At 63.1% G+C, this 19,152-nt stretch carries 15 protein-coding genes and 1 pseudogene; 12 read left to right on the forward strand and 4 right to left on the reverse strand.

From position 1 onward, the window contains the following. The first annotated feature begins 112 nt into the window (after positions 1 to 112). The 8 genes from NCR37_RS24620 (at position 113) to NCR37_RS24655 (ending at position 10,273) form a co-directional block, all read left to right on the forward strand. On the forward strand, positions 113 to 2,584 hold the full coding sequence (locus NCR37_RS24620) for an ATP-binding protein (protein WP_250475422.1): 2,472 nt from the start codon (positions 113 to 115) through the stop codon (positions 2,582 to 2,584). Positions 2,585 to 2,848: 264 nt separating this feature from the next. Then, the gene (locus tag NCR37_RS24625) at positions 2,849 to 4,081 is read left to right on the forward strand and encodes an AMP-binding protein (RefSeq protein ID WP_250475423.1); all 1,233 of its coding nucleotides are present in this window, start codon (positions 2,849 to 2,851) and stop codon (positions 4,079 to 4,081) included. A 94-nt stretch (positions 4,082 to 4,175) separates the two neighbouring features. After that, entirely contained in the window at positions 4,176 to 4,601 is a 426-nt protein-coding gene (locus NCR37_RS24630) for a phosphonate transporter (RefSeq protein ID WP_250475424.1), read from the forward strand. A gap of 5 nt (positions 4,602 to 4,606) precedes the next feature. Then, positions 4,607 to 5,878, forward strand: a complete 1,272-nt coding sequence (locus NCR37_RS24635) for a sensor domain-containing diguanylate cyclase (RefSeq protein ID WP_250475425.1) — start codon at positions 4,607 to 4,609, stop codon at positions 5,876 to 5,878. Positions 5,879 to 6,074: 196 nt separating this feature from the next. After that, positions 6,075 to 7,853: a putative bifunctional diguanylate cyclase/phosphodiesterase gene (locus NCR37_RS24640; RefSeq protein WP_250475426.1), complete on the forward strand. Its 1,779-nt coding sequence runs from the start codon at positions 6,075 to 6,077 to the stop codon at positions 7,851 to 7,853. Between the two features lie 321 nt (positions 7,854 to 8,174). Next, positions 8,175 to 8,777, forward strand: a complete 603-nt coding sequence (locus NCR37_RS24645) for a DUF1326 domain-containing protein (RefSeq protein WP_250475427.1) — start codon at positions 8,175 to 8,177, stop codon at positions 8,775 to 8,777. Beyond that, the gene (locus NCR37_RS24650; protein ID WP_250475428.1) at positions 8,774 to 9,571 is read left to right on the forward strand and encodes a DUF2182 domain-containing protein; all 798 of its coding nucleotides are present in this window, start codon (positions 8,774 to 8,776) and stop codon (positions 9,569 to 9,571) included. The genes NCR37_RS24645 and NCR37_RS24650 overlap by 4 nt, the downstream gene beginning before the upstream one ends. A gap of 183 nt (positions 9,572 to 9,754) precedes the next feature. Further along, positions 9,755 to 10,273 carry a GNAT family N-acetyltransferase gene (locus NCR37_RS24655; protein WP_250475429.1) on the forward strand — a complete coding sequence of 173 codons (519 nt, stop codon included), beginning with the start codon at positions 9,755 to 9,757 and terminating at the stop codon, positions 10,271 to 10,273. Between the two features lie 61 nt (positions 10,274 to 10,334). On the opposite strand, the gene NCR37_RS24660 is transcribed toward NCR37_RS24655, so the two are convergent. Together NCR37_RS24660 and NCR37_RS24665 are read right to left on the reverse strand one after the other, a co-directional pair. Then, positions 10,335 to 11,765: a chemotaxis protein CheW gene (locus tag NCR37_RS24660; protein WP_250475430.1), complete on the reverse strand. Its 1,431-nt coding sequence runs from the start codon at positions 11,763 to 11,765 to the stop codon at positions 10,335 to 10,337. Positions 11,766 to 11,794: 29 nt separating this feature from the next. Next, positions 11,795 to 13,594, reverse strand: coding sequence for a methyl-accepting chemotaxis protein (locus NCR37_RS24665; RefSeq protein WP_250475431.1), 1,800 nt, complete (start codon positions 13,592 to 13,594; stop codon positions 11,795 to 11,797). 190 nt (positions 13,595 to 13,784) lie between these two features. Here NCR37_RS24665 and NCR37_RS24670 point away from each other — a divergent pair, with 190 nt between their 5' ends. From NCR37_RS24670 to NCR37_RS28605, 4 genes and pseudogenes are all read left to right on the forward strand, one after another. Continuing rightward, on the forward strand, positions 13,785 to 14,291 hold the full coding sequence (locus NCR37_RS24670; protein WP_250475432.1) for a GAF domain-containing protein: 507 nt from the start codon (positions 13,785 to 13,787) through the stop codon (positions 14,289 to 14,291). Between the two features lie 109 nt (positions 14,292 to 14,400). Further along, positions 14,401 to 15,633, forward strand: coding sequence for a Zn-dependent hydrolase (locus tag NCR37_RS24675; RefSeq protein WP_250475433.1), 1,233 nt, complete (start codon positions 14,401 to 14,403; stop codon positions 15,631 to 15,633). A 115-nt stretch (positions 15,634 to 15,748) separates the two neighbouring features. After that, positions 15,749 to 16,006 (forward strand): hypothetical protein, encoded by a 258-nt coding sequence (locus NCR37_RS24680; RefSeq protein ID WP_250475434.1) that lies wholly within the window; start codon positions 15,749 to 15,751, stop codon positions 16,004 to 16,006. After that, positions 15,990 to 16,707 (forward strand): annotated as a pseudogene (locus tag NCR37_RS28605) (DUF4142 domain-containing protein). The gene NCR37_RS24680 and the pseudogene NCR37_RS28605 overlap by 17 nt, the downstream one beginning before the upstream one ends. On the opposite strand, the gene NCR37_RS24685 reads toward NCR37_RS28605, so the two are convergent. Together NCR37_RS24685 and NCR37_RS24690 are read right to left on the reverse strand one after the other, a co-directional pair. Further along, on the reverse strand, positions 16,640 to 17,083 hold the full coding sequence (locus NCR37_RS24685) for a MarR family winged helix-turn-helix transcriptional regulator (protein WP_250475435.1): 444 nt from the start codon (positions 17,081 to 17,083) through the stop codon (positions 16,640 to 16,642). The pseudogene NCR37_RS28605 and the gene NCR37_RS24685 overlap by 68 nt on opposite strands. A gap of 10 nt (positions 17,084 to 17,093) precedes the next feature. Next, positions 17,094 to 19,019: an FAD-binding monooxygenase gene (locus NCR37_RS24690; RefSeq protein WP_250475436.1), complete on the reverse strand. Its 1,926-nt coding sequence runs from the start codon at positions 19,017 to 19,019 to the stop codon at positions 17,094 to 17,096. Positions 19,020 to 19,152 lie beyond the last annotated feature (133 nt).

Consider the following 19,152-nt stretch of genomic DNA (forward strand, 5'->3'; position numbering starts at 1 on the left):
CAAACCGACCGACGCGCGACAATCGCTGCCACGGCGATAACCCGTCCTGCAACCGTGGTTGAATCCGTTCGGTTGGGCGAGCGCGTCGATGCAATGACAAAGGAGCAGTTCAATGCCCGATGTTTGGGACACAATGTTCGATGGCGCCGGCGAGGTTCGCGCGTTGCTGCGCCGGTACGACTGGAGCGCATCGCCGCTCGGGCATCCGTCGCAATGGCCGGCGCCGTTGATCACCGCAGTCAGCATGGTGCTCAACTCGGCTTTCCCGATGTTCGTCGCCTGGGGCCCGGAGTTCGGCTTTCTCTATAACGATGCTTACGCGGTCATCATGGGCCGCAAGCACCCGGCCGCGCTCGGAGGCCGTTTCGAGCAAATCTGGGCGGAGATCTGGCCTGACATCGCGCCGATCATCGACGGCGCAATGTCGAACCGGTCTTCCTATTTCGAGGATCTGCCGCTTACCGTGATACGCCACGGTTACCCGGAGCACAGCTTCTTTACCTTCTCGTACTCGCCGTTGCAGGACGATTGCGGGCGTGTCGGCGGGATGTACTGCACGGTCATCGAGACGACCGAGCGCGTGCTCGCTGAACGGCGTGCCGCGTTCGAACTCAAGGTGTCGGAGGCACTGCGCCCGCTGACTTCACCGGAAGACGTGGTCTCGCGAGCGAGCGCGCTCATCGGCGAGCAGTTGAAGCTCGCCCGGGTGATCTACGGGGAATGCGACGAAACCGGTAAGAACTTCTTCGTGCCGCGCGACTGGACTGCGCCGCCGTTGCCGAGTCTCGCCGGAACGGTTTTCGCCCTCGACGACTTCGGCCTGGCCATCATCGATTCGCTGCGTGCCGGCGAGGTCGTCAGCGTCAGCGACAGCGGCACCGATCCGCGCACCGTCGACTTTGCGAACTCGTACGGACTGACCGGCATCCGCTCGTTCATTGCGGTGCCCCTCATCAAGGCGGGGCGTCTGGTTGCGTTTCTCGGCCTGCACCGGGCCGAACCGTATGAATGGACCGCGAGCGACATGCGGTTTGCGCGCGACATGGCCGAGCGCACGTGGTCGGCGGTCGAGGCAGCGCGCGCGCAGGCCGAACTGCGCGCTGAACGCGATCAAAGCCGCTACATCTTCGACACCATTCGCGAAGGCTTCATGCTGATGAACGCGTGTTCGATCGTCACTTACATGAACGCCGAGGGTCTGCGCATCCTGGGTCGCACGAAGGAGGAGGTGGTCGGGGGCAGTCACGCGCGACTTTGGCCCGAAGTGATCGCCACGGATCTGACACGCCTGTATCAGCGGGTGATCGAAAGCCGCGAGGCAGGCGCGTCGGAATACTGTCACAGTCGCGCCGATGGCGAGATTGTCTGGGTCGAACTGCGCGCCTATCCGACCGGCGAAGGCGGAATTGCCTCGTTCTTTCGCGACATCACCGATCGCAAGATTGCCGAAGAGAAACTGAAAGCGGCCGATCAGCGCAAAGACGAGTTTCTCGCCATGCTCGCGCATGAATTACGCAATCCACTGGCGCCGATCTCCGCCGCTGCGCAGCTATTGAAGATCAGCAAGCTGGACGAAGAACAGGTGCGCCGCAGCAGCGCCATCATCGCGCGCCAGGTCGCACATATGACCGGACTCGTCGACGATCTGCTCGACGTGTCGCGCGTGACGCGTGGACTCGTCACGCTGGCCAGAGCGCCGGTCGACGCGCGGCTCGTGATAGAGGAAGCCATCGAGCAGGTTCGCCCGCTGACGCAGGCGCGCGCGCAGCGCCTGGCAGTGCGCCTGCCCTCGCACGAGGCGACAGTGCTGGGCGATAAGGCGCGGCTGGTTCAGGTCGCGGCCAACCTGCTCCATAACGCGTCGAAATTCACGCCCATCGGGGGCGGCATCGAAATATGCCTCGACATAGACGGCGACCAACTTGCGCTGACGGTGCGCGACGACGGCATCGGCATGGAGGCGGAACTGACGGCGCGCGCATTCGACTTGTTCACGCAAGCCGAGCGCTCGTCCGACCGCTCTTTGGGCGGCCTGGGCCTCGGGCTCGCGCTGGTCAAGCATCTGGTGGAACTGCACGGCGGGACGGTGCATTGCTTCAGCGCGGGACTCGATGCGGGAAGTACTTTCGTGGTCAGGCTGCCGCTAATGCAGGCGCAGCCGGCGGCAGCCGAGCGACAAGCGGATCAAGCAGACTGGGCGCCGAACGAGCGCCTCAAGCTGCTTATCGTCGACGACAACGTGGACGCGGCCGAGGCACTGGGCGCGCTACTCGGGTCCTGCGGACACGAGGTAATCGTCGAACATGAAGCGCGGCGTGCGCTGGAGCGCGCGTCGCAGGAACGTCCCGATGCATGTCTGCTCGACATCGGCCTGCCGGACATGGATGGCAACGAACTTGCACGGCGCCTGCGCGAGCGCCCGGAGACGGCCGAAGCGACGTTGATCGCGGTGACCGGGTACGGGCAAGCAGAGGATCGTCACCGCAGCGCGCAGGCCGGGTTCGATCACCATCTGGTGAAGCCGATCGTCATGGAGCAACTGGCGGCGCTGCTCGCGGGCATCGGCGCGAGAACCGATGATTGAGTCCGCATGCGCTGCGTGCCTCTGCCGCCGGGCTGGCATTGCATGTCGCGCACGCGCTTGAATGCAGCGCACCGTACTCTCGCTTGCGCGACCGGTAGCGTTGGCAGTCAGCCTTTGCGGGCCAGGCAAAGCGCTAAAGCTTCCAGAAGCCCTGCCGTAAATAGAATGAGACGTCATCGGCGCGGAGCCGAATGAACCGAAGCGCAGGCGCGGAAAAGCAGTGATTCCCGGGCTTTTTCTCAACTCTACAGAGAAGATACAGAGATGTCCGTTGCACTGGACTCACGTCACAGCGAATGGCACGAAGCGCCCGGTACGTTGGCGCGCTTTCTCGGCGATGCCATTGCAGCGGAATTGCGACACCTGCGGCCCGGAAGCGCGACGCCAGAACACTTTCCCTGCTCGCCCGAACTCAGTATGGGAGAAGACGGCCTTGGTCTCGATTCCATCGAACGGCTTTCCATTGCGACGTCACTCGCGGAACTGACTCAACTGCACGAGAGCGGACTCGACGATGCACTCCTGGCCCAGCGCTGCTTCGGCGACTGGCTGAACGTCGTCGCCAGAGGCTTGAAGCAGTACAGCGCCCAACTGGTTTTCCGGACCTCGGGCTCGACGGGCAAACCGAAAACATGCGTCCATGCATTAGCCGACCTCGAGCGAGAGGCTGAACACGTCTCCGCAACCCTCGGCGGAACGCGCCGGGTTCTCGCGGCCGTGCCAGCGCATCATATCTACGGCTTTCTCTTCACCGTGCTTTTGCCATTGCGGCTGGGTAACATCGAGGTCATCGACGTTCGGCACGTGACGCCGTCTGCATTGCCGCGCATGATGGCATCGGGCGATCTATTGGTCAGTCATCCGGCGCATCTGGCGCTGGTTGCTCGCTTCGCAGGCTCGATTCCTCGTGGCGTATCGGCATTGACATCGACTGCTCCGTGCCCGCCGCAACTCGCGCAGGCGCTTACCGCCGAAGGGGCGTTTGGTCGCGTGCTGGAGATTTATGGCAGCTCGGAGACGGCTGGCGTCGGTGTGCGTGAAGTCCCTGCGCCGGCCTTTCAGTTGATGCCATTCTGGACGCGAACCACCGCGGACGCCACTCGACTCATTCGCGTCGCTCAAGACGGCCGCGAAGGAAGCGTGGCGCTGCAAGACCATGTGCAATGGGCGACCGAGAATAGCTTCATCGTCCGTGGTCGAATGGACGACGCCGTGCAGGTGGCGGGCACTAACGTCTTTCCCGCGCGGGTGCGTGAAGTGCTGTTGCAGCATCCTCACGTCGCTGATGCCGCTGTCCGTTTAATGGACCCGAGCGAAGGTGCTCGATTGAAGGCATTCGTTGTTCCGGCCGCGGGTGTCGACATTGAACGGCTTCCGATCGAACTCGACCGATGGGCAATGACACGACTGTCTGCTCCGGAGCGGCCCAAAGGTTTTACGTTCGGTGAACGACTTCCTGTCAGTGACTGCGGCAAGCTCTCTAACTGGCGCGTCTAGGCGGCGACACGCGAGCGCACCGCGGCTCGACCGTTGCCTCCGCCCCCGGTGACGGAGCGGACGATAAAGTATTCGAGCTTGCTGCCGTTATAGCTTGCGAAAGACGATCCTTCACGCGGAGAGAAGAATAATGATTGGCCAGTCTACTTTTAAGCATACGTTCGATTCAGTGTTATTCGACGACCTCGTCGCAGCCGGTGAGCCGGAGCTCGATGAACTCGAATTCGGAGTGATCGGATTCGACGCGACTTACGCCGTGACTCACTACAACGCTCTCGAGTCATCGAGCGCGGGGCTGAGCGCCACTCGCGTCCTCGGCAGACATCTGTTCGAAGAAGTCGCGCCGTGCATGAACAACTTCATGGTGGCGCAACGGTTCGAGGATGAAGCCGAACTCGACGAAGTGCTGCCGTACGTTTTGACGCTGCGCATGAGGCCGACGCCCGTGCAGCTGAGGCTCATGAAGTCCAGCCGCAGCGAAACCCGCTTTCTTCTCGTTCAACGTCAGACCGGCAAGTGAACGTCATGACCACCGTGGAAGGCGCATTGGAAGCGGAGCACGAGGCGCTGCTGTCGTTCATGTATATGTCACCCATCGGCATCGTCCGTAGTGGCTTGAATGGCGATGTGGACATGCTCAATCCGGTCGCCGTCCAGTTGCTCATGCCGCTTGCCGGGCGCATGGGCGTCGGTAACGTCTTCGAGAGCCTGACCAACGTCGCGCCGGAGTTGCGCAACCTCGTGTCGAGTTTTCCGGCCGAGCGGGGTCGGGTTTGCGAGGGCCATCGGATTGTAATTGCGCCCAGTGCCGATCGTCCGATGGTGCTCTCATGCAACATCATCAAGGTCAATAGCAGTACGTTGATGATGACGCTCTCCGACATCTCCCGTCAGGTCGAGGCCGAACGACGCGCGAGACAGCATGAGTCGTGGCTCGCGGGCATCTATACCAGCGTCAACGATTTCGCGTTCTTCACCCTCGACGCCGCTGGCCGTATCGACAGCTGGAATGCTTCCGTCGAGCAGCTCACGGGCTTTGGCGCGGAAGAAGTGCTCGGCCATACGCTGGACCTCTTCTACGCGCCCGAGGCCGTGGATCCGTATTGCAGCCCCGAGCACATCTCGCTGACGCGCGAGGAGGGCTGGCACATTCAGGAGCGTTGGTGCGAAAGCAAGCAGGGCCGCCGCTATGCCGCGCAGATTATGGTTGCCGTCTTGCGAGAAGATGATGCGGACATCGCGGGATATTCGGTCGTCATACGCGACGTCTCCGAACGCAAGATTTCGAGCGACGAACTCACTCGCCTTCTCACCACGGATCATTTGACCGGCGCGGTCAATCGCGCGCATTTCTTCAAACTTGCGGAGAAGGAGCTTGCGAGAACGAGGCGACTCGGCAAAGAGTTGTCTGTCGTGATGATCGATGCCGATCATTTCAAGCGAATCAACGACACGGCCGGGCATCAAGCGGGAGACCTGGTTCTGACGCAGATCGTTCAGAAGGCGAAGGCGCATTTGCGGTCGATCGACCTGCTGGCCCGACTCGGAGGCGAAGAGTTTTGCCTGTTGCTTCCAGGAACTGCTCGCGGGGAGGCGTTCGTCATCGCGGAACGCGTGCGCGCAACGATCGCGGACACCGAGATCGCTACAGGCGCTGGCCCGATACGGGTGACGGTCAGTGCGGGCATTGCCTCGGTGACCGATGCGACGTCTTGCGTGAACGACTTGCTCGCCGCAGCCGACAAGGCACTGTATGCGGCCAAGGCAGCCGGTCGGAATCGCGTGGAACTCGGTTGAGAGCAGGCACTCTTTGTGCGCTCACTTTGCGCAATTGTCCCTGGCATGTCTGTTTGGTCGTCGAGGAACCTAAGAAGCTCGACGCATGAGAATGAGTGAAAATCGATGCAACGGCGTAGCGGTGTCACGCCACGGATCCCAAGATAGCGTCACATCGCGCGGCGCGACAAGCGAGGAAGCTCTCTGCGAGCTACCCGTGGATGAGGCTGTCACGCCTTCGGCCGACTCGGTGTCCGCGAACGAAGCATTGATGGAGTTTCTCTATCGGGCGCCGATAGGGCTTCTACAGATCTCGGCACTCGGGGTGATCGAGATGATCAACCCTATGTCGGCCCGCTTGCTGATGCCGCTTTCGCCGGATGGCAACCTCGTCAATCTGTTCGACGTGCTGGAAACGATTGCGCCGCAATTCCGGCGAATGGTCCAGGAATACGAGGCGCCTGCTGGACCTGTTTGCGATGCCGTACGCATCACGGTTCCGCGTTCTTCCAGAAACTCGCTTGCCCCTCAGGTCTTGTCGGTCAGCTTGCTCAAGCTCGACCGGAACCACCTGATGGCAATGGTGAGCGATGTAACGCTGGAGTCGCAGCGCGAGCAGTCTATTCTGGACAAGAAGCTCGGCGAGGCCGCGCGCCGGGACAAGCTGACCATGATGCCGAACCGCACGTCGATCTGCGAGTTCATTCAGGGTGGCATGCACCATCGGAGTCAGGACCAGCGCCGCGATCTCAGCGTGCTGTTCATCAATTGCGATCGCTTCAAGCAGATCAACGACTCCCTCGGTCACTCCGCGGGCGATGAAGTATTGGCAGAGGTCGCCAATCGGTTGATGACGACACTGGGTATGCCGGATTCGCAGAAAGGCCAACATGATAGCGGCCTGCTCGCGGGTCGGCTCGGGGGCGATGAGTTCGTCGTGGTCATCGGCGAGCCGCAACCCGAATCGGACGTTCTCTCGCTTGCGGATCGGCTGCTCAGAGCGTTGAGCGAACCATACCGGATCGCCGGCCAACAGCTGCACCTTAGCGTCAGTATCGGGATCGTCCACTCGACGACGTCGAGCGCGCACCCCGACGCGATACTGCAAGACGCGAGCATCGCGATGGTGGAAGCCAAACGTCGCGGCGGAGCCCGGTATGTGAGTTTCGAACCTTCCATGCACGAGCGCGCAGCGCGTCGAGCGCAGATGGAGAACGATCTGCGTCGCGCGATCGGGAATCAGGAACTCTTCGTCGTCTATCAACCGGTCGTCATGCTTGCGCCGACTGCGGACCGCTGGTCTTTCCCGCCACATGCCGCTGCTGTCGAAGCACTGGTGCGGTGGCGCCACCCGGTCAGGGGCGTCGTGCCGCCGGTCGAATTCATCGGCGTCGCCGAGGAATGCGGCTTGATCGGCGCATTGGGCGAATACGTGCTGGATACCGCGTGCCGCCACTTCGTCGCATGGAAAAGAGAACTGGGGCGCCTGGCCCCGCGCCTTCTGGCGGTCAACCTCTCTCGCGCCCAACTGACCGACGAAGGATTCGTCGCCTATGTTTCGCGTACGCTGCGAGACAGCGGCATGAGTCCGCGTGAGCTGCAACTCGAAGTGACAGAAAGCCTCGCCGCGCAGGATGAATCCGTGCAGGCCACGTTGCAACAACTCAAGTCGCTCGGACTCACGCTGGCGCTCGACGACTTCGGGACGGGTTATTCCTCGCTTTCCAGCCTGCACCAGCTACCCGTGGCTACGGTCAAGATAGATCGGTCGTTTGTCAGCCAGGCAGTGCAGAGCGCGCATCATCGCGTATTGATCGAAGCAACGGTTCGCGTGGCGGCGAGCCTGAACATGAGCACCGTTGCGGAGGGAGTGGAAAGCGAGGCGCAGGCGTCCGTGGTCCGCTCGCTTGGCTGCGAGAAAGGCCAGGGCTATCTGTTCAGCAAGCCCATTGTGTCGGAAGATCTCGTCAGTTGGTTGAAGAGCAATGACGCGTGACGGCGACAGGTTGATTTCTGAGCGATCGTTCGAAGCGACGGCGGCAACACAGCGAATGGTCCTGTTCTAGACAGTTCCGAGCGCGCCGCCGTCGCTAACTGACTTCGCGTTGCGCACGGGGCTTTCGCCCGAGATGCGTTCTTGCCGCCATCGGCGATGATCGCCAGTGTCTTTCCCCTCGCGGCCTGAATTTGTACACACTACTTCAATAAGCGCCTATTGCGCCCCTTCGCGATGCTTTGCTTCCCGCCCGCTTAACGCCTAAAACAGGAATTGTCGGGCGATGTGATGCCCGCCGGTTCAACCGCAGGGGAGGCGCAAGTGAGCTATCAACTGATGGGAAGCATCCTCGAAGTGTGCGAGTGCAAGATCCTGTGCCCGTGCTGGGTCGGCGAAGACCCGGACAACGGCACGTGCCGTAGCGCGCTCGCTTACCACTACGAAAAGGGCGTGATCGACGGCGTCGATGTCTCGGGCAGGACGGTCGCGTTCGCCGCGTTCATCCCCGGCAACGTGCTGAAGGGCGGCTGGCGCGTCGCGATGTTCATCGACGATCAGGCGAGCGACGCCCAGTTCGATGCGCTTGCTAGCGTGCACCGTGGCGAGCGCGGGGGACCGCTCGCGGACATCGTGAAGCTCATCGGCGAGATGGTGTCGGTGCAACGCGCGCCGATCGAGTACGCCGTGGTCGAAGGCAGGGGCAGAATGAAAGTCGGGGACGTCGTGGAAGCCGACATGGAGCCTTATCGCGGTCCGACCGGCGAGCCGACGAAACTCGTCGAGAGCATCTTTTCGACGATACCGGGGTCGCCCGCCTTCGTCGCCAAGGCGAGCTCGTTCCGCCTGCGGTACGACGCGCTCGACCTCGACCTGAACTTGAGCGGACACAACGCCATTCAGGGATCGTTCAGCTTCTCGTCATGAAAACGCGGCCGCGCGCGCGGCTTTTCGCGCCGCTTTTCATCGCCCTGACGGCGAGCGCATGGATCGTGCTCTGGATCTGGGACGCCGGGCCGTATGCGCGTTACCTGCACCTGGCGGACTGGAACGACCTCGCGGGCGTCGGCGCGTTGTGCCGCGCGCTGCCCGGCGCGAGCGCGGCGCTTGCGGCATCGCTCTACAGCGCCGCGTGGCTCGTGATGATCGCCGCGATGATGCTGCCCACCGCGTTCCCGCTCTTCGACGCTTTCGTGCGCATGACCGTCGCGCGCGAAGACAGGCGCGCGCTGATTGCCTTGCTGATCGCCGGCTATGCGGCCGCGTGGGCGATCTTCGGTCTGCTCGCGCACGGCGTCGACGCGGCGCTTCACGCGCTCGTGGCGCGGTCGCCGGCGATGTTCGCTCACGCCTGGCTCGTCGGGGCGGCGATTGCCGCCGTCGCGGGGGTCTATCAGTTCGGCGGGCTCAAAGCGCGGTGTCTCGACAAATGCCGCTCGCCGCTCATGTTCATCGCCGGGCACTGGCGCGGCAGGAGCGCGCGCCGCGAGAGCTTCGTGCTGGGCGCAAGTCACGGCGTATTCTGTGTCGGCTGTTGCTGGGCGCTGATGCTGGTGATGTTCGCGGTCGGGACCGCGAGCGTCGGATGGATGCTGGCGCTCGGCGCGATCATGGCTGCGGAGAAGAACCTTCGCGCGGGCAGGCGCATTGGCAAGCCGCTCGGCGTCGCGCTCATCGCGTGGTCCGCGTGGCTCGTCGTGGAGCACGCGATCATCGCATGACGCGGTAGCGGCTCCACATGCAATTCGACTGGCGCAAGCGGGGAAGCCGGTGCATCCCGAACGAGCGTGGCCGAACGCCGCTAGTCTCGGACCGGTTCGGGCGAGAAGAGACAGTCGATCGGATCGCCGGAATCACAGACAATCACGCAAGTCATCCCTATTCTCTCCGTGAAAGGACCGTCCATGCTCGTTCGCCAGCTCACTCCATCCGACGCTGCATCATTCGTCTCTCTGCGGCTTGCCGGACTGAAGGAGTGTCCCGCCTCATTCGCTTCCAGCTATGAAGAGGAAGCAAGCCGCTCGCTGCATGACGTCGAGAAGCAACTCGCAGCGGATCGGGGCCAAGGCGTGTTCGGCTCTTTCGATGGAACGCGCCTGGTCGGCGTCGCGGGCCTCGGACGCGAGCACCCGCGAAAGCTGAGTCACAAGGCGTTTGTCTGGGGCGTCTATGTCACGCCGGACATGAGAGGCCGGAGCATCAGCAGAGCGCTCATTGCCGAACTCATCGAGTTCGCGCGGCTTACGCCTGACACCACGCAGATCAACCTGACCGTGAACGCGAACAACGAGCTCGCCGTCCGGCTTTACGAGTCGTTGGGCTTCGAACCCTTCGGACTAGAGCGGAACTCGTTGTTGGTGGACGGATGCTTTCACGACGAGGTGCACATGTCGCTGAAAATCGATCGTCAGACTGCGTCATAGGCCGGGGACGCGGATTTCGCTCGACGCCAGGATGAAGCGGCAATCGCTTCACTCGTGAAGTCTAAGCAGCCGCTTCCTCACCGACCTGTAGCGCGCCGAACCTCTCGGACACCTTCTGAGCGAGGTCGATGAGTCGATAGCTGATCCGGCTCGGTTCGTACATCGTCACGATCTGGTATGTGCCGCCTGTTTCAGGGTCGAAAGCTCGCGAAATCTGCGTCGCGTCGGTCGGCCCCGACATGGTCAGCACAGCGTCCACCGCGAATGCAAGCGTGAGCCCGTCCACCACGACCACCAGTGCCTGCCGCGGCTCCGAACGCTCGATGTCGCTGCCGCCCGCAAAGTCCACGTTCACGAGCTCGACAAAGTCATTGCGCCAGTTGATCAGTCCAAGGCTCGCCTGGTCTACGCCGCCGCGCACTTCGACCTTAGGCTTCGTCACGATTCCGGCCACGTGTTCGATGTTCGTCGCATAAGGACGTCCCGCCACCGAGAAAACAATGTAGGACCCGGTGTATGCCGCTGCCTGATTCGCCGTGGCTGAACTCTTCTGCGGTGCCGCGGTGCGCGGTAGATGCATCAGGCGTCCGCTGCTGGAAAGCGCTTCCGGGTTCAGAACCAGCGCCGTTCTGTTTCGAAAGGTACCGATAGCGCCGAAGAAGAAGCCGGGTTCGGCGAAGGCAGCGGGCGACACGGGCCGTATGTCCTTCGGCGCGAGCAGTACCAGTTCTGAAAGCTCGTCAACGGCGAAACCGGTCACACGGTCGCCGTGCGCGAGGACGAGCAGATACTTGCCTTGCCCCGTTTCGCGCTGGGGAAGGCCCGATACCGCAGGAAGGTCCATGACGGCCAGGTCTGCCCCCAGCCAATGCGCGACGCCCAGAAACGTGGTGTTGCCCGGACTTGGTTGCTGAAGCTCGGGCATGGGAATGACACATCGGACACTGAGCGCGTCGATGCCGAGCAGGTGTTCGCCACAACGTACGATCGCGTGCTGCCTGCGTCGCGACTTCGCCTCCTCGTTCGAGCAGTCTTCGGCGCTTCCAGCGTTGCGCGGCCGAACCGCCTTGCGCGCAGCCCTTCCCGCCGTTGCTTCGTAGAGCTTCCCGACATTCGCAATGCCGATGAGCGACGACGGTTCTCCGAGCGCGGCCAACACAGGAAAGAGGCCCGCTGCGGAGTCATCGTCTGGCGCAAGCGTAATCAGGCCATCTCGGTCGATCGCTTCGGTTTTGCCGACTGCATCGACTTCGATGCCGAACACGGCATCGCCCTGGCGCAGGACGATGACGTGCCTCGCTGGCTCATGCGCAGTCTCATCGGGGCAAATAAGCCCGTATGTATCGAGCGTGGCGACGGCGTCGCCGCGCAGCAGGAAGTATCCCTTCATGCCGGCCGGCTGACCCGGTACGCGCTGGTAGGCGCACGGCGCTTCCACCGCTTCCACGATGTGCTCGACAGGAATCCCGAAGCGGATCGAGCCGACCTGCACGACGCCGACAACAAGTGCTGACGAATCCATCATTGCGTCTGGCGGGACAGCGCGGCCACGGTGGAAGATGAACGAACCGCCGCTTCGCCGCCTGTTACCAGCGTAAGCTCGCGCAACAGTTCCGAAACGGTACGCGTGGCGGTTGCCTGCTTCTCGGTAACCTGATGGATTCCGGCGATGGTCTCGGTCGTACGGTTGACACCGGCGCGGATACGGTCGAAGCCATTGGCTGCGCGTCCGGACGTTTCGCTTCCGGTCTTGATCCGATGCACGGACTCGTCGATGTGGCGGCGAATCTCGTTGGTCGCCTGCGAGCAACGCTCGGCCAGCCGACGCACTTCGCTCGCGACGACGGAGAATCCCAGTCCATGCTCTCCTGCGCGCGCCGCTTCGATGGCTGCGTTGAAAGCGAGCATGTTGGTCTGGGTGGCGATCTCGCTGATGACCTTCACCACTTCGCTGATACCGGCGGAGGACTGTTCGATCTCCTTGATCGCCGACATCGATTCAGCCAGCGTACGGCCGCCCGTATCCGCCTCGGCCTGCGTTTCGGTCGCGACTGCCGTTGCTTCGCGCGTGCGCGTGGCGATGCCGTCGATGGACTGGGACAACTCGTCGATCTTCTCGCTCATTGCGATCAGACTGGCCTGCATCCGGCGTTCGCGCTCCACCTGCGCGGTGATGTCGCTCGCGTACTTCACGATCTTGTAGGGCCGGCCGGACTCGTCCAGCACAGGATTGTACGTAGCCTGAAGCCACACGCGGTATCCGTGCTTCGATACGCGCTCGAAGCGCCCGGCATGATAGTCGCCGCGGCTCAGTCGCGCCCAGAAGTCGCGATATTCGGCCGTCGCAGTCGTTTCGGGATCGCAGAACATCCTGTGATGCTTGCCGACGATCTCGCGCAGCGTATAGCCGATCGCATCCGTGAAGTTCTGATTCGCGGCGAGAACGTTGCCCTCGAGGTCGAACTCGATCACGGCATTGGCCCGGTCGATGGCGGCCAACCGGCCATCTCGTTCAGCGACGCCGCGTTTGAACTCGGTGATGTCGGAGGCGAACTTCACGATCTTGATGAGCCGGCCGTCCGCGCTATAGATCGGGTTGTACGTCGCCTGAATCCATACTTCGCGGCCGCCCTTCGCGATGCGCTTGTACTGCCCGGCGTCATACTCGCCGCGCCCGAGCTTTTCCCAGAACGAGCGATACGCGTCCGTGTTCAGGTACGACGGCTCGCAGAACATCCGATGATGCTGGCCCTTCACTTCTTCGAGGCTATAGCCCATCAGATGAAGGAACAGGTCGTTCGCCGCAAGGACGTGGCCATGCAAATCGAACTCGATGACAGCTTGAGCGCGTTCCATCGCCCGCACCTTGCCGGCGTGATCGTCGGCGAGCGTGCGCGCGCCGGTAATGTCGGTGGCGACTTTCACGATCTTCTGGACATTGCCGCTTTCGTCGAGAACAGGCGTATAGGAGCCGTGTATCCAGACTTCCGAGCGCGTCTTGTTCAGGCGTCTGAATTCGCCGCTCGCTTCGCGTCCGGACGCGAGCATGATCCAGAAATCCTGGTATGCCTGACTGTTGGCGTATGCGGTGTCGCAAAAGACGCGGTGATGCGATCCGACCACCTCATCGGCCCGGTAGCCCATCAAGGTCAGGAAGTTGGCATTCGCGCGCAGGATCACGCCGTCGGGCGAGAATTCAACGACGGCTCGCTCCTTCTCTGTGGTGGCCCACAAGGAGCGCAATTCCGCGAGGGGCTTCTGACCGGCTGCTGCCGCGTTCGACGCGCATACGGTGAGGGAGGGTTCGGCGTTCGGGTTCATGGTTCGAGTCTTTCCAGAGCGTGCTCGATGGCTGTCAGGGCTTAGCGGGCTTAGGCGGGCTTAGGCTCTTGTTAGCGGCACCAGCACGGCCGATCTTTAGCTGCATCGCGGAAAGAAAGCGCTCAAGTACGGGTCGAATTCTGCCGACAAGACATCGATCAAAGACCTATCCTTAGCCCAACGAGTAACGATGTCCGAGTATCCGGTTTTATATAACGAAGAAGACAGACTCGATGCGGTCGCGCAGTGCGGCTTGCTCGACACGCCCGACGATCCCCGGCTCGACCGAATCACGCGACTTGCGGCGTATGTCACGGCGTGTCCGATCGCGCTCGTGTCGATCGTTGCCGCGCACCGGCAGTGGTTCAAGTCGCGGCACGGGCTCGCGGCCAGGCAAACGCCTCGTGATATCGCCTTCTGCAACTATGCGCTCGTCGAGCCGGGCATTTTTGTGGTCGAAGATGCGACGAAGGATGATCGCTTTCGACTGAACGCACTCGTGACGGGCGACCCGGGCATCCGGTTCTATGCGGGCATCGCGATCAACGGGGCGAGTGGCCACCGTTTGGGCACCTTATGCGTCATCGACACGTCTCCTCGGGCGCTGTCGCCTGTTCAGAGGCGCTTGTTCGAGGATCTCGCGGGCTGTGCCGCCGACGTTCTGCGCGTGGTCGAAGCCGAAATGACCGCGCGGTAACGCTATAAGGCCCTTTCGCGGGCGATGGATCGACGCACTCAAACGTGCGGCCTCGTGAACCACGCTCGGCTGATACGCTACGTCTTTGCCACGCAAAGGAAGAGACGCCGTGTTGAAGATCGATCCCGCCCGCCTGTTGAACGACCTCGAGCACCTGCGCAGCTTCGGCGCGGCGGGTAAGGGTGTCGTACGTCTTTCGCTTTCGCTGGTGGATATGGACGCGCGCCGCTGGCTGGCGCAGCGCATGAACGAGGCCGGGCTCGATGCATCGATCGACGGCGTGGGCAACGTGTTCGGCCGCTCGCGCAACGACGGCCCGGCGCTGTTAATTGGCTCGCATACCGACACGCAGCCGACCGGCGGCTGGCTCGACGGCGCGCTCGGCGTGATCTACGGCCTCGAAATCGCCCGCGCGCTTGGCGAGTGCGATGCGACGCGCCATCTCGCCGTGGACGTCGCGTCGTGGATCGACGAGGAAGGCACGTTCTCGGGCTTTCTCGGCAGCCGCAGCTTCGTCGGCGAACCCGTCGACGAGGCGATTCGCAGCGCGCGCAATCGCGAAGGCGTTCTGCTCGGCGACGCGCTTGCAGAGGCCGGCATCGCAAACGCGCCGCGCGCACGCATCGACCGCGCGCGTCACAAGGCGTACATGGAACCGCACATCGAGCAGGGTGGCAGGCTGGAGGCGCATGGCAATGCCATCGGCGTGGTGACGACGATCGTCGGCATACGCGAGTTCCGGCTGCGCTTCGCGGGGCAGCGCAATCATGCGGGGACGACGCCCATGTCGATCCGCCGCGACGCGGGCGCGGGGCTGATCGCGTTCATTACGCGCATGAACGAAGCATTCGAGCGGCTCGCCGATGCCGATACCGTGTGGACGGTCGGCCGCATCGATCTCGATCCGGGATCGTTCAGCGTGGTGCCGGGTTCCGCCGACATGTACCTGCAATTCCGCGACGCCGACGCACAACGCCTGACCGCAATGGAAGCCGCGCTCGCCGAACTGGTCCGCGACTTCAACGCGCAAGAGAAGATGAGCGTCGAGATACGCGACATCGAGCCGCCCGAAGAACCGGTCACGATGGACGCGGCGCTGCAGGCCCACCTCGCGGATGCAGCGGAAGCGCTCGCGCCGGGCCAATGGGAGCGCATGCCGAGCGGCGCGTCACACGACGCGCAGGTGCTTGCGCATCATCTGCCTGCGTGCATGCTGTTCGTGCCGAGCATCGGCGGAGTCAGCCATGACTTCATCGAGGATACGGCGGAGGCGCACATCGTGCTGGGTTGCGAAGTCGCGGCGCGCGCGGCTGCGAAGATACTGCGAGGATTGCAGGGATAAGCGGCCGAATCCGGCTTCGCAGATTGACGCGCGCCGGTGCCCGAGCAGTGCTCATCGAGTGTGAACGCCCTGATGCACGGAGACACCCATGCTGACACGCCGTCTCGAACCTCAATTGCGCGACATCGCACTCGACCAGGCAGAGCGGCCCACGCAGGCGCGCCTTGCTGTCGCCTCCCGCGCAGCCGCCTGTTTGCTGCTTATAGCGGGCGCCACCCTCGCGCACGCCGATGACGTTGAAGACCTCGCCGATTTCCTCGGCTATGCGCTACAGGATGGCCGCGCCGGGATTCAGTCGTGCGCAGCTCGCGCTGCGCAAATCGTCGGACCCATCGGTGCAGGCATTTCCGAAGCGCATGATCGCCGACCATAAGTCGCTCGATGCCAAGAGCGAAAGTCTCGCCAAGCGAAAGCGACAGCTTGCCTGGCGGCATTTCGATCACTCACGAGGCGACTCACACCGCGCTCAAGCCGCTCACCGGCCACGCGTTCGACAAGGTCGTCATGGACCATAACGTCTCCGATCACAAGGGCGACATGCAGCAGTTCAGCGATGAAGCACAGCATGGCAGCGACCCGGATGTGCGCGCACTCGCCGCGACTGCCACGCCCGTTCTACGGAAGCATTCAAGTTGGCAGACGAGACGCAGGCGAATATCGACAAGCAGGGCGGCGCGGGCGGGGCCGCAGTGTGCGGATGCGTCATCGCGCGGTGAGAGGCAGAGGGTTGGCGCGAACCGTCGATCGTGCGTTGGCTTGCCCGACCGTGGCGAAAGCACATTCGGCAAGCGCTTTACTGACAAAGCGACACGACACATAAACGAATCACAAGACGCGTCTGCTTGCACACCTGAGCCGCAAGACTGCCCGCTCCTGCAAATCCTGCAGGAAGGCATCCCACGCGCAGCGGATGCTGCGACAGGAATCACACGGCGCGGCCGGCCTCTCGGCGGCAGACCGTCGGGCGAATGTCAGCGGACGTCTTCCCACTACACGCTCGAGAGCGTCACGTTTCATTCCGCGGCAGCAACGCCGAAAGCAGCCGGCGCAGTTCGAGGCATTCTCGCGGCGTGAGCCGTTCGGTGAGCACGCGCTCCACTTTCTCGACCCGCGGCTGCAGCGCAGCGAATTGCTTTTTCCCGGCGGCGGTGAGGAAAAGGACGTAGCTGCGTTTGTCCACGGCATCGTCCGAGCGCTCGACAAGGCCATTGCGAACCATGCGCGCGACCAGATCGGCGATGGTCGATCGGTCCACGTCGAGCTCGTCGCCGAGTTGTCGCTGATTGACGCCCGGCGTCCTGTGGAGCACTTCGAGCGCCGCGTACTGAACGCTCGTAATCTCGGCGGACACCTCGGCGAGCCACACTGCGATATGGCGTTGCTGGGCACGGCGCACGAGACTGCCCGTATATTTCGACAGCGCATCGCGCCCGCTTGGTTTGGTCGGCAATTTGGCTACGTCAGGAGCAAGTGAAAGGCTGAGCGAAGGCACGCGGAAATATCGGCCGGAAGAAGCCTGCCAGTTCCGCGTATGCGTCCAGTGGCAAGACGTGCGCGACGAACTGGTCCGGACGGACCACGACGAGCGCGCCGCGATTGCGGTCGATTCCGCGCTCATCGAAGATATCAGTCACGGCGTCGCTGGTAAATATCTTCTCGTAGTCGACGAGTCCGTGGCGGCCCTTCTTCGGCAAAAGCAAGCGCGGCATGCCTTCGAGTCGCACGTCGCGATGGTCGCGCTGAAGCACCGCGCGCAAGTCGAGCACGCTGTCGGGGTCGGCGCCTGCCGGCGTCACGAGCCGCAGAGCGGATTCCGGCGACGTCGCAAGGTGTTCACACAGCGCGTGAAGCGCGGTTTCCTGTGCGTCGGCGAAGGCGTACAGACGCCAGCAGCCGTCGGCGCGCGCGGCGTGCCCGAGTTGAACCGGCTTCGCGTCCGCTGCGCGAAGCACGGCCGACGAGTGAAAGCGCATGCCGATCACGAAGCCGCTCGCGAGCGCCTGATGAGTCGGCTCGCCCGTCAGCATGGCCGGCCGGTAGCGGGTCGCGACGCCCGCCGTATAGCGACCGGCCCGCACGAAGTACGCCTGTAGTTCGGCCGGATCGACGCCGCCGGCTTCAGGCCGGTTGGGGTCTTTGGGTGGCGCGGCCATCATCGCCGACCACTCCTTGTCGAAGTCGATGAGTTCCTGCGCAACGGGCTGGCGCTCGTCGGAATATGTGCGCAGCAGACTGGCATCACTGAGTCCGTTCAACACCGCGCCGAGCTTCCAGCCGAGATTGAATCCGTCCTGCATCGAAACGTTCATGCCCTGACCGGCTTTCGCGCTATGCGTGTGGCACGCGTCCCCCGCGATGAAGACGCGCGGTTCGCGCGAGGTGCCGTCGGCGGCCAGGGCATCGTCGAACCGGTCTGTCAGACGCTGGCCGACCTCGTACACGGAAAACCAGGCCACTTCCTTCACGTCCAGCGAATACGGATGCAGAATGCGCTGCGCCGTCTCGATGATCCGGTCGACGGTGATCTGCTTGATGGCATCGCGGTTGCCCGGCGTGACCTCGCCGAGATCGACGTAGAAGCGAACGAGATAGCCGCCTTCGCGCGGAATGATGAGCAGATTGCCTTCGCTTGCGGACTGAATGGCCGCCTTCAGGCGGATGTCCGGAAAATCCGTGACTGCGAGCGCGTCCATGACGCCCCACGCATGATTGGCCGCGTCGCCGCGCAGCGTCTGGCCGATGGCGGCGCGCACGCGGCTGCGGGCGCCGTCGCAGCCCACGACATAGCGCGCGCGCACGGTGACGAGTTCGTCGAGGCGCGATGCGTCGGTGCGCCGTAACGTGACGCGCACCGGATGCTCGCCTTCGCTGTCACGCTCGACGCGCTCGACGCTCACGAGTTCGAGATCATAGTCGGGCTCCAGCCGCCGCGGAGAGCGGCGCATGACATCCAGAAGATAGTCCTGCACTCGCGCCTGATTGACGATGACGTGCGGGAATTCCGACAGACCTGTTTCGGTATCCTGAACGCGTCCGGTACGCTTGATCGCGCCGCGCTTGTCGGAATCGGGCCGCCAGAAGACGGTCTCGTTGACCCAATAGGCTTCGCGCAACAAGCGGTCGCTCAGGCCGAACGCATCGAACATCTCGACGGTGCGGCACGCGACGCCGTCGGCCTGACCCATGAGAAGCGGCCCGGAACGTCGTTCGACGATACGCGTATTGATTGCCGGGAACTGCGACAGTTGAGCCGCGAGCACAAGACCTGCCGGGCCGCTGCCGACGATCAGCACATCGACGGTGTCGGGCATGTCAGCGGTGTGCGCCACGGCGGCGGGGTCGATCGTCGGGTCGCCTGTGCGGAAGCCGTCGAGATGAAACTGCATTTGTCTTCCCCTTCAGTGAGCGTCTCGTTGACCCGAATATACTCCGTACACCAACCATTTGTCGGCGGATGTTTACCCTAGTCATTGAGGCGCGAAGGGGCGGCCTTCATTTGTAAGCCAGGAGTGCCGGACG

This window comes from Caballeronia sp. GAFFF1, assembly GCF_023630705.1.
In the GTDB taxonomy this organism is placed as follows: domain Bacteria; phylum Pseudomonadota; class Gammaproteobacteria; order Burkholderiales; family Burkholderiaceae; genus Caballeronia.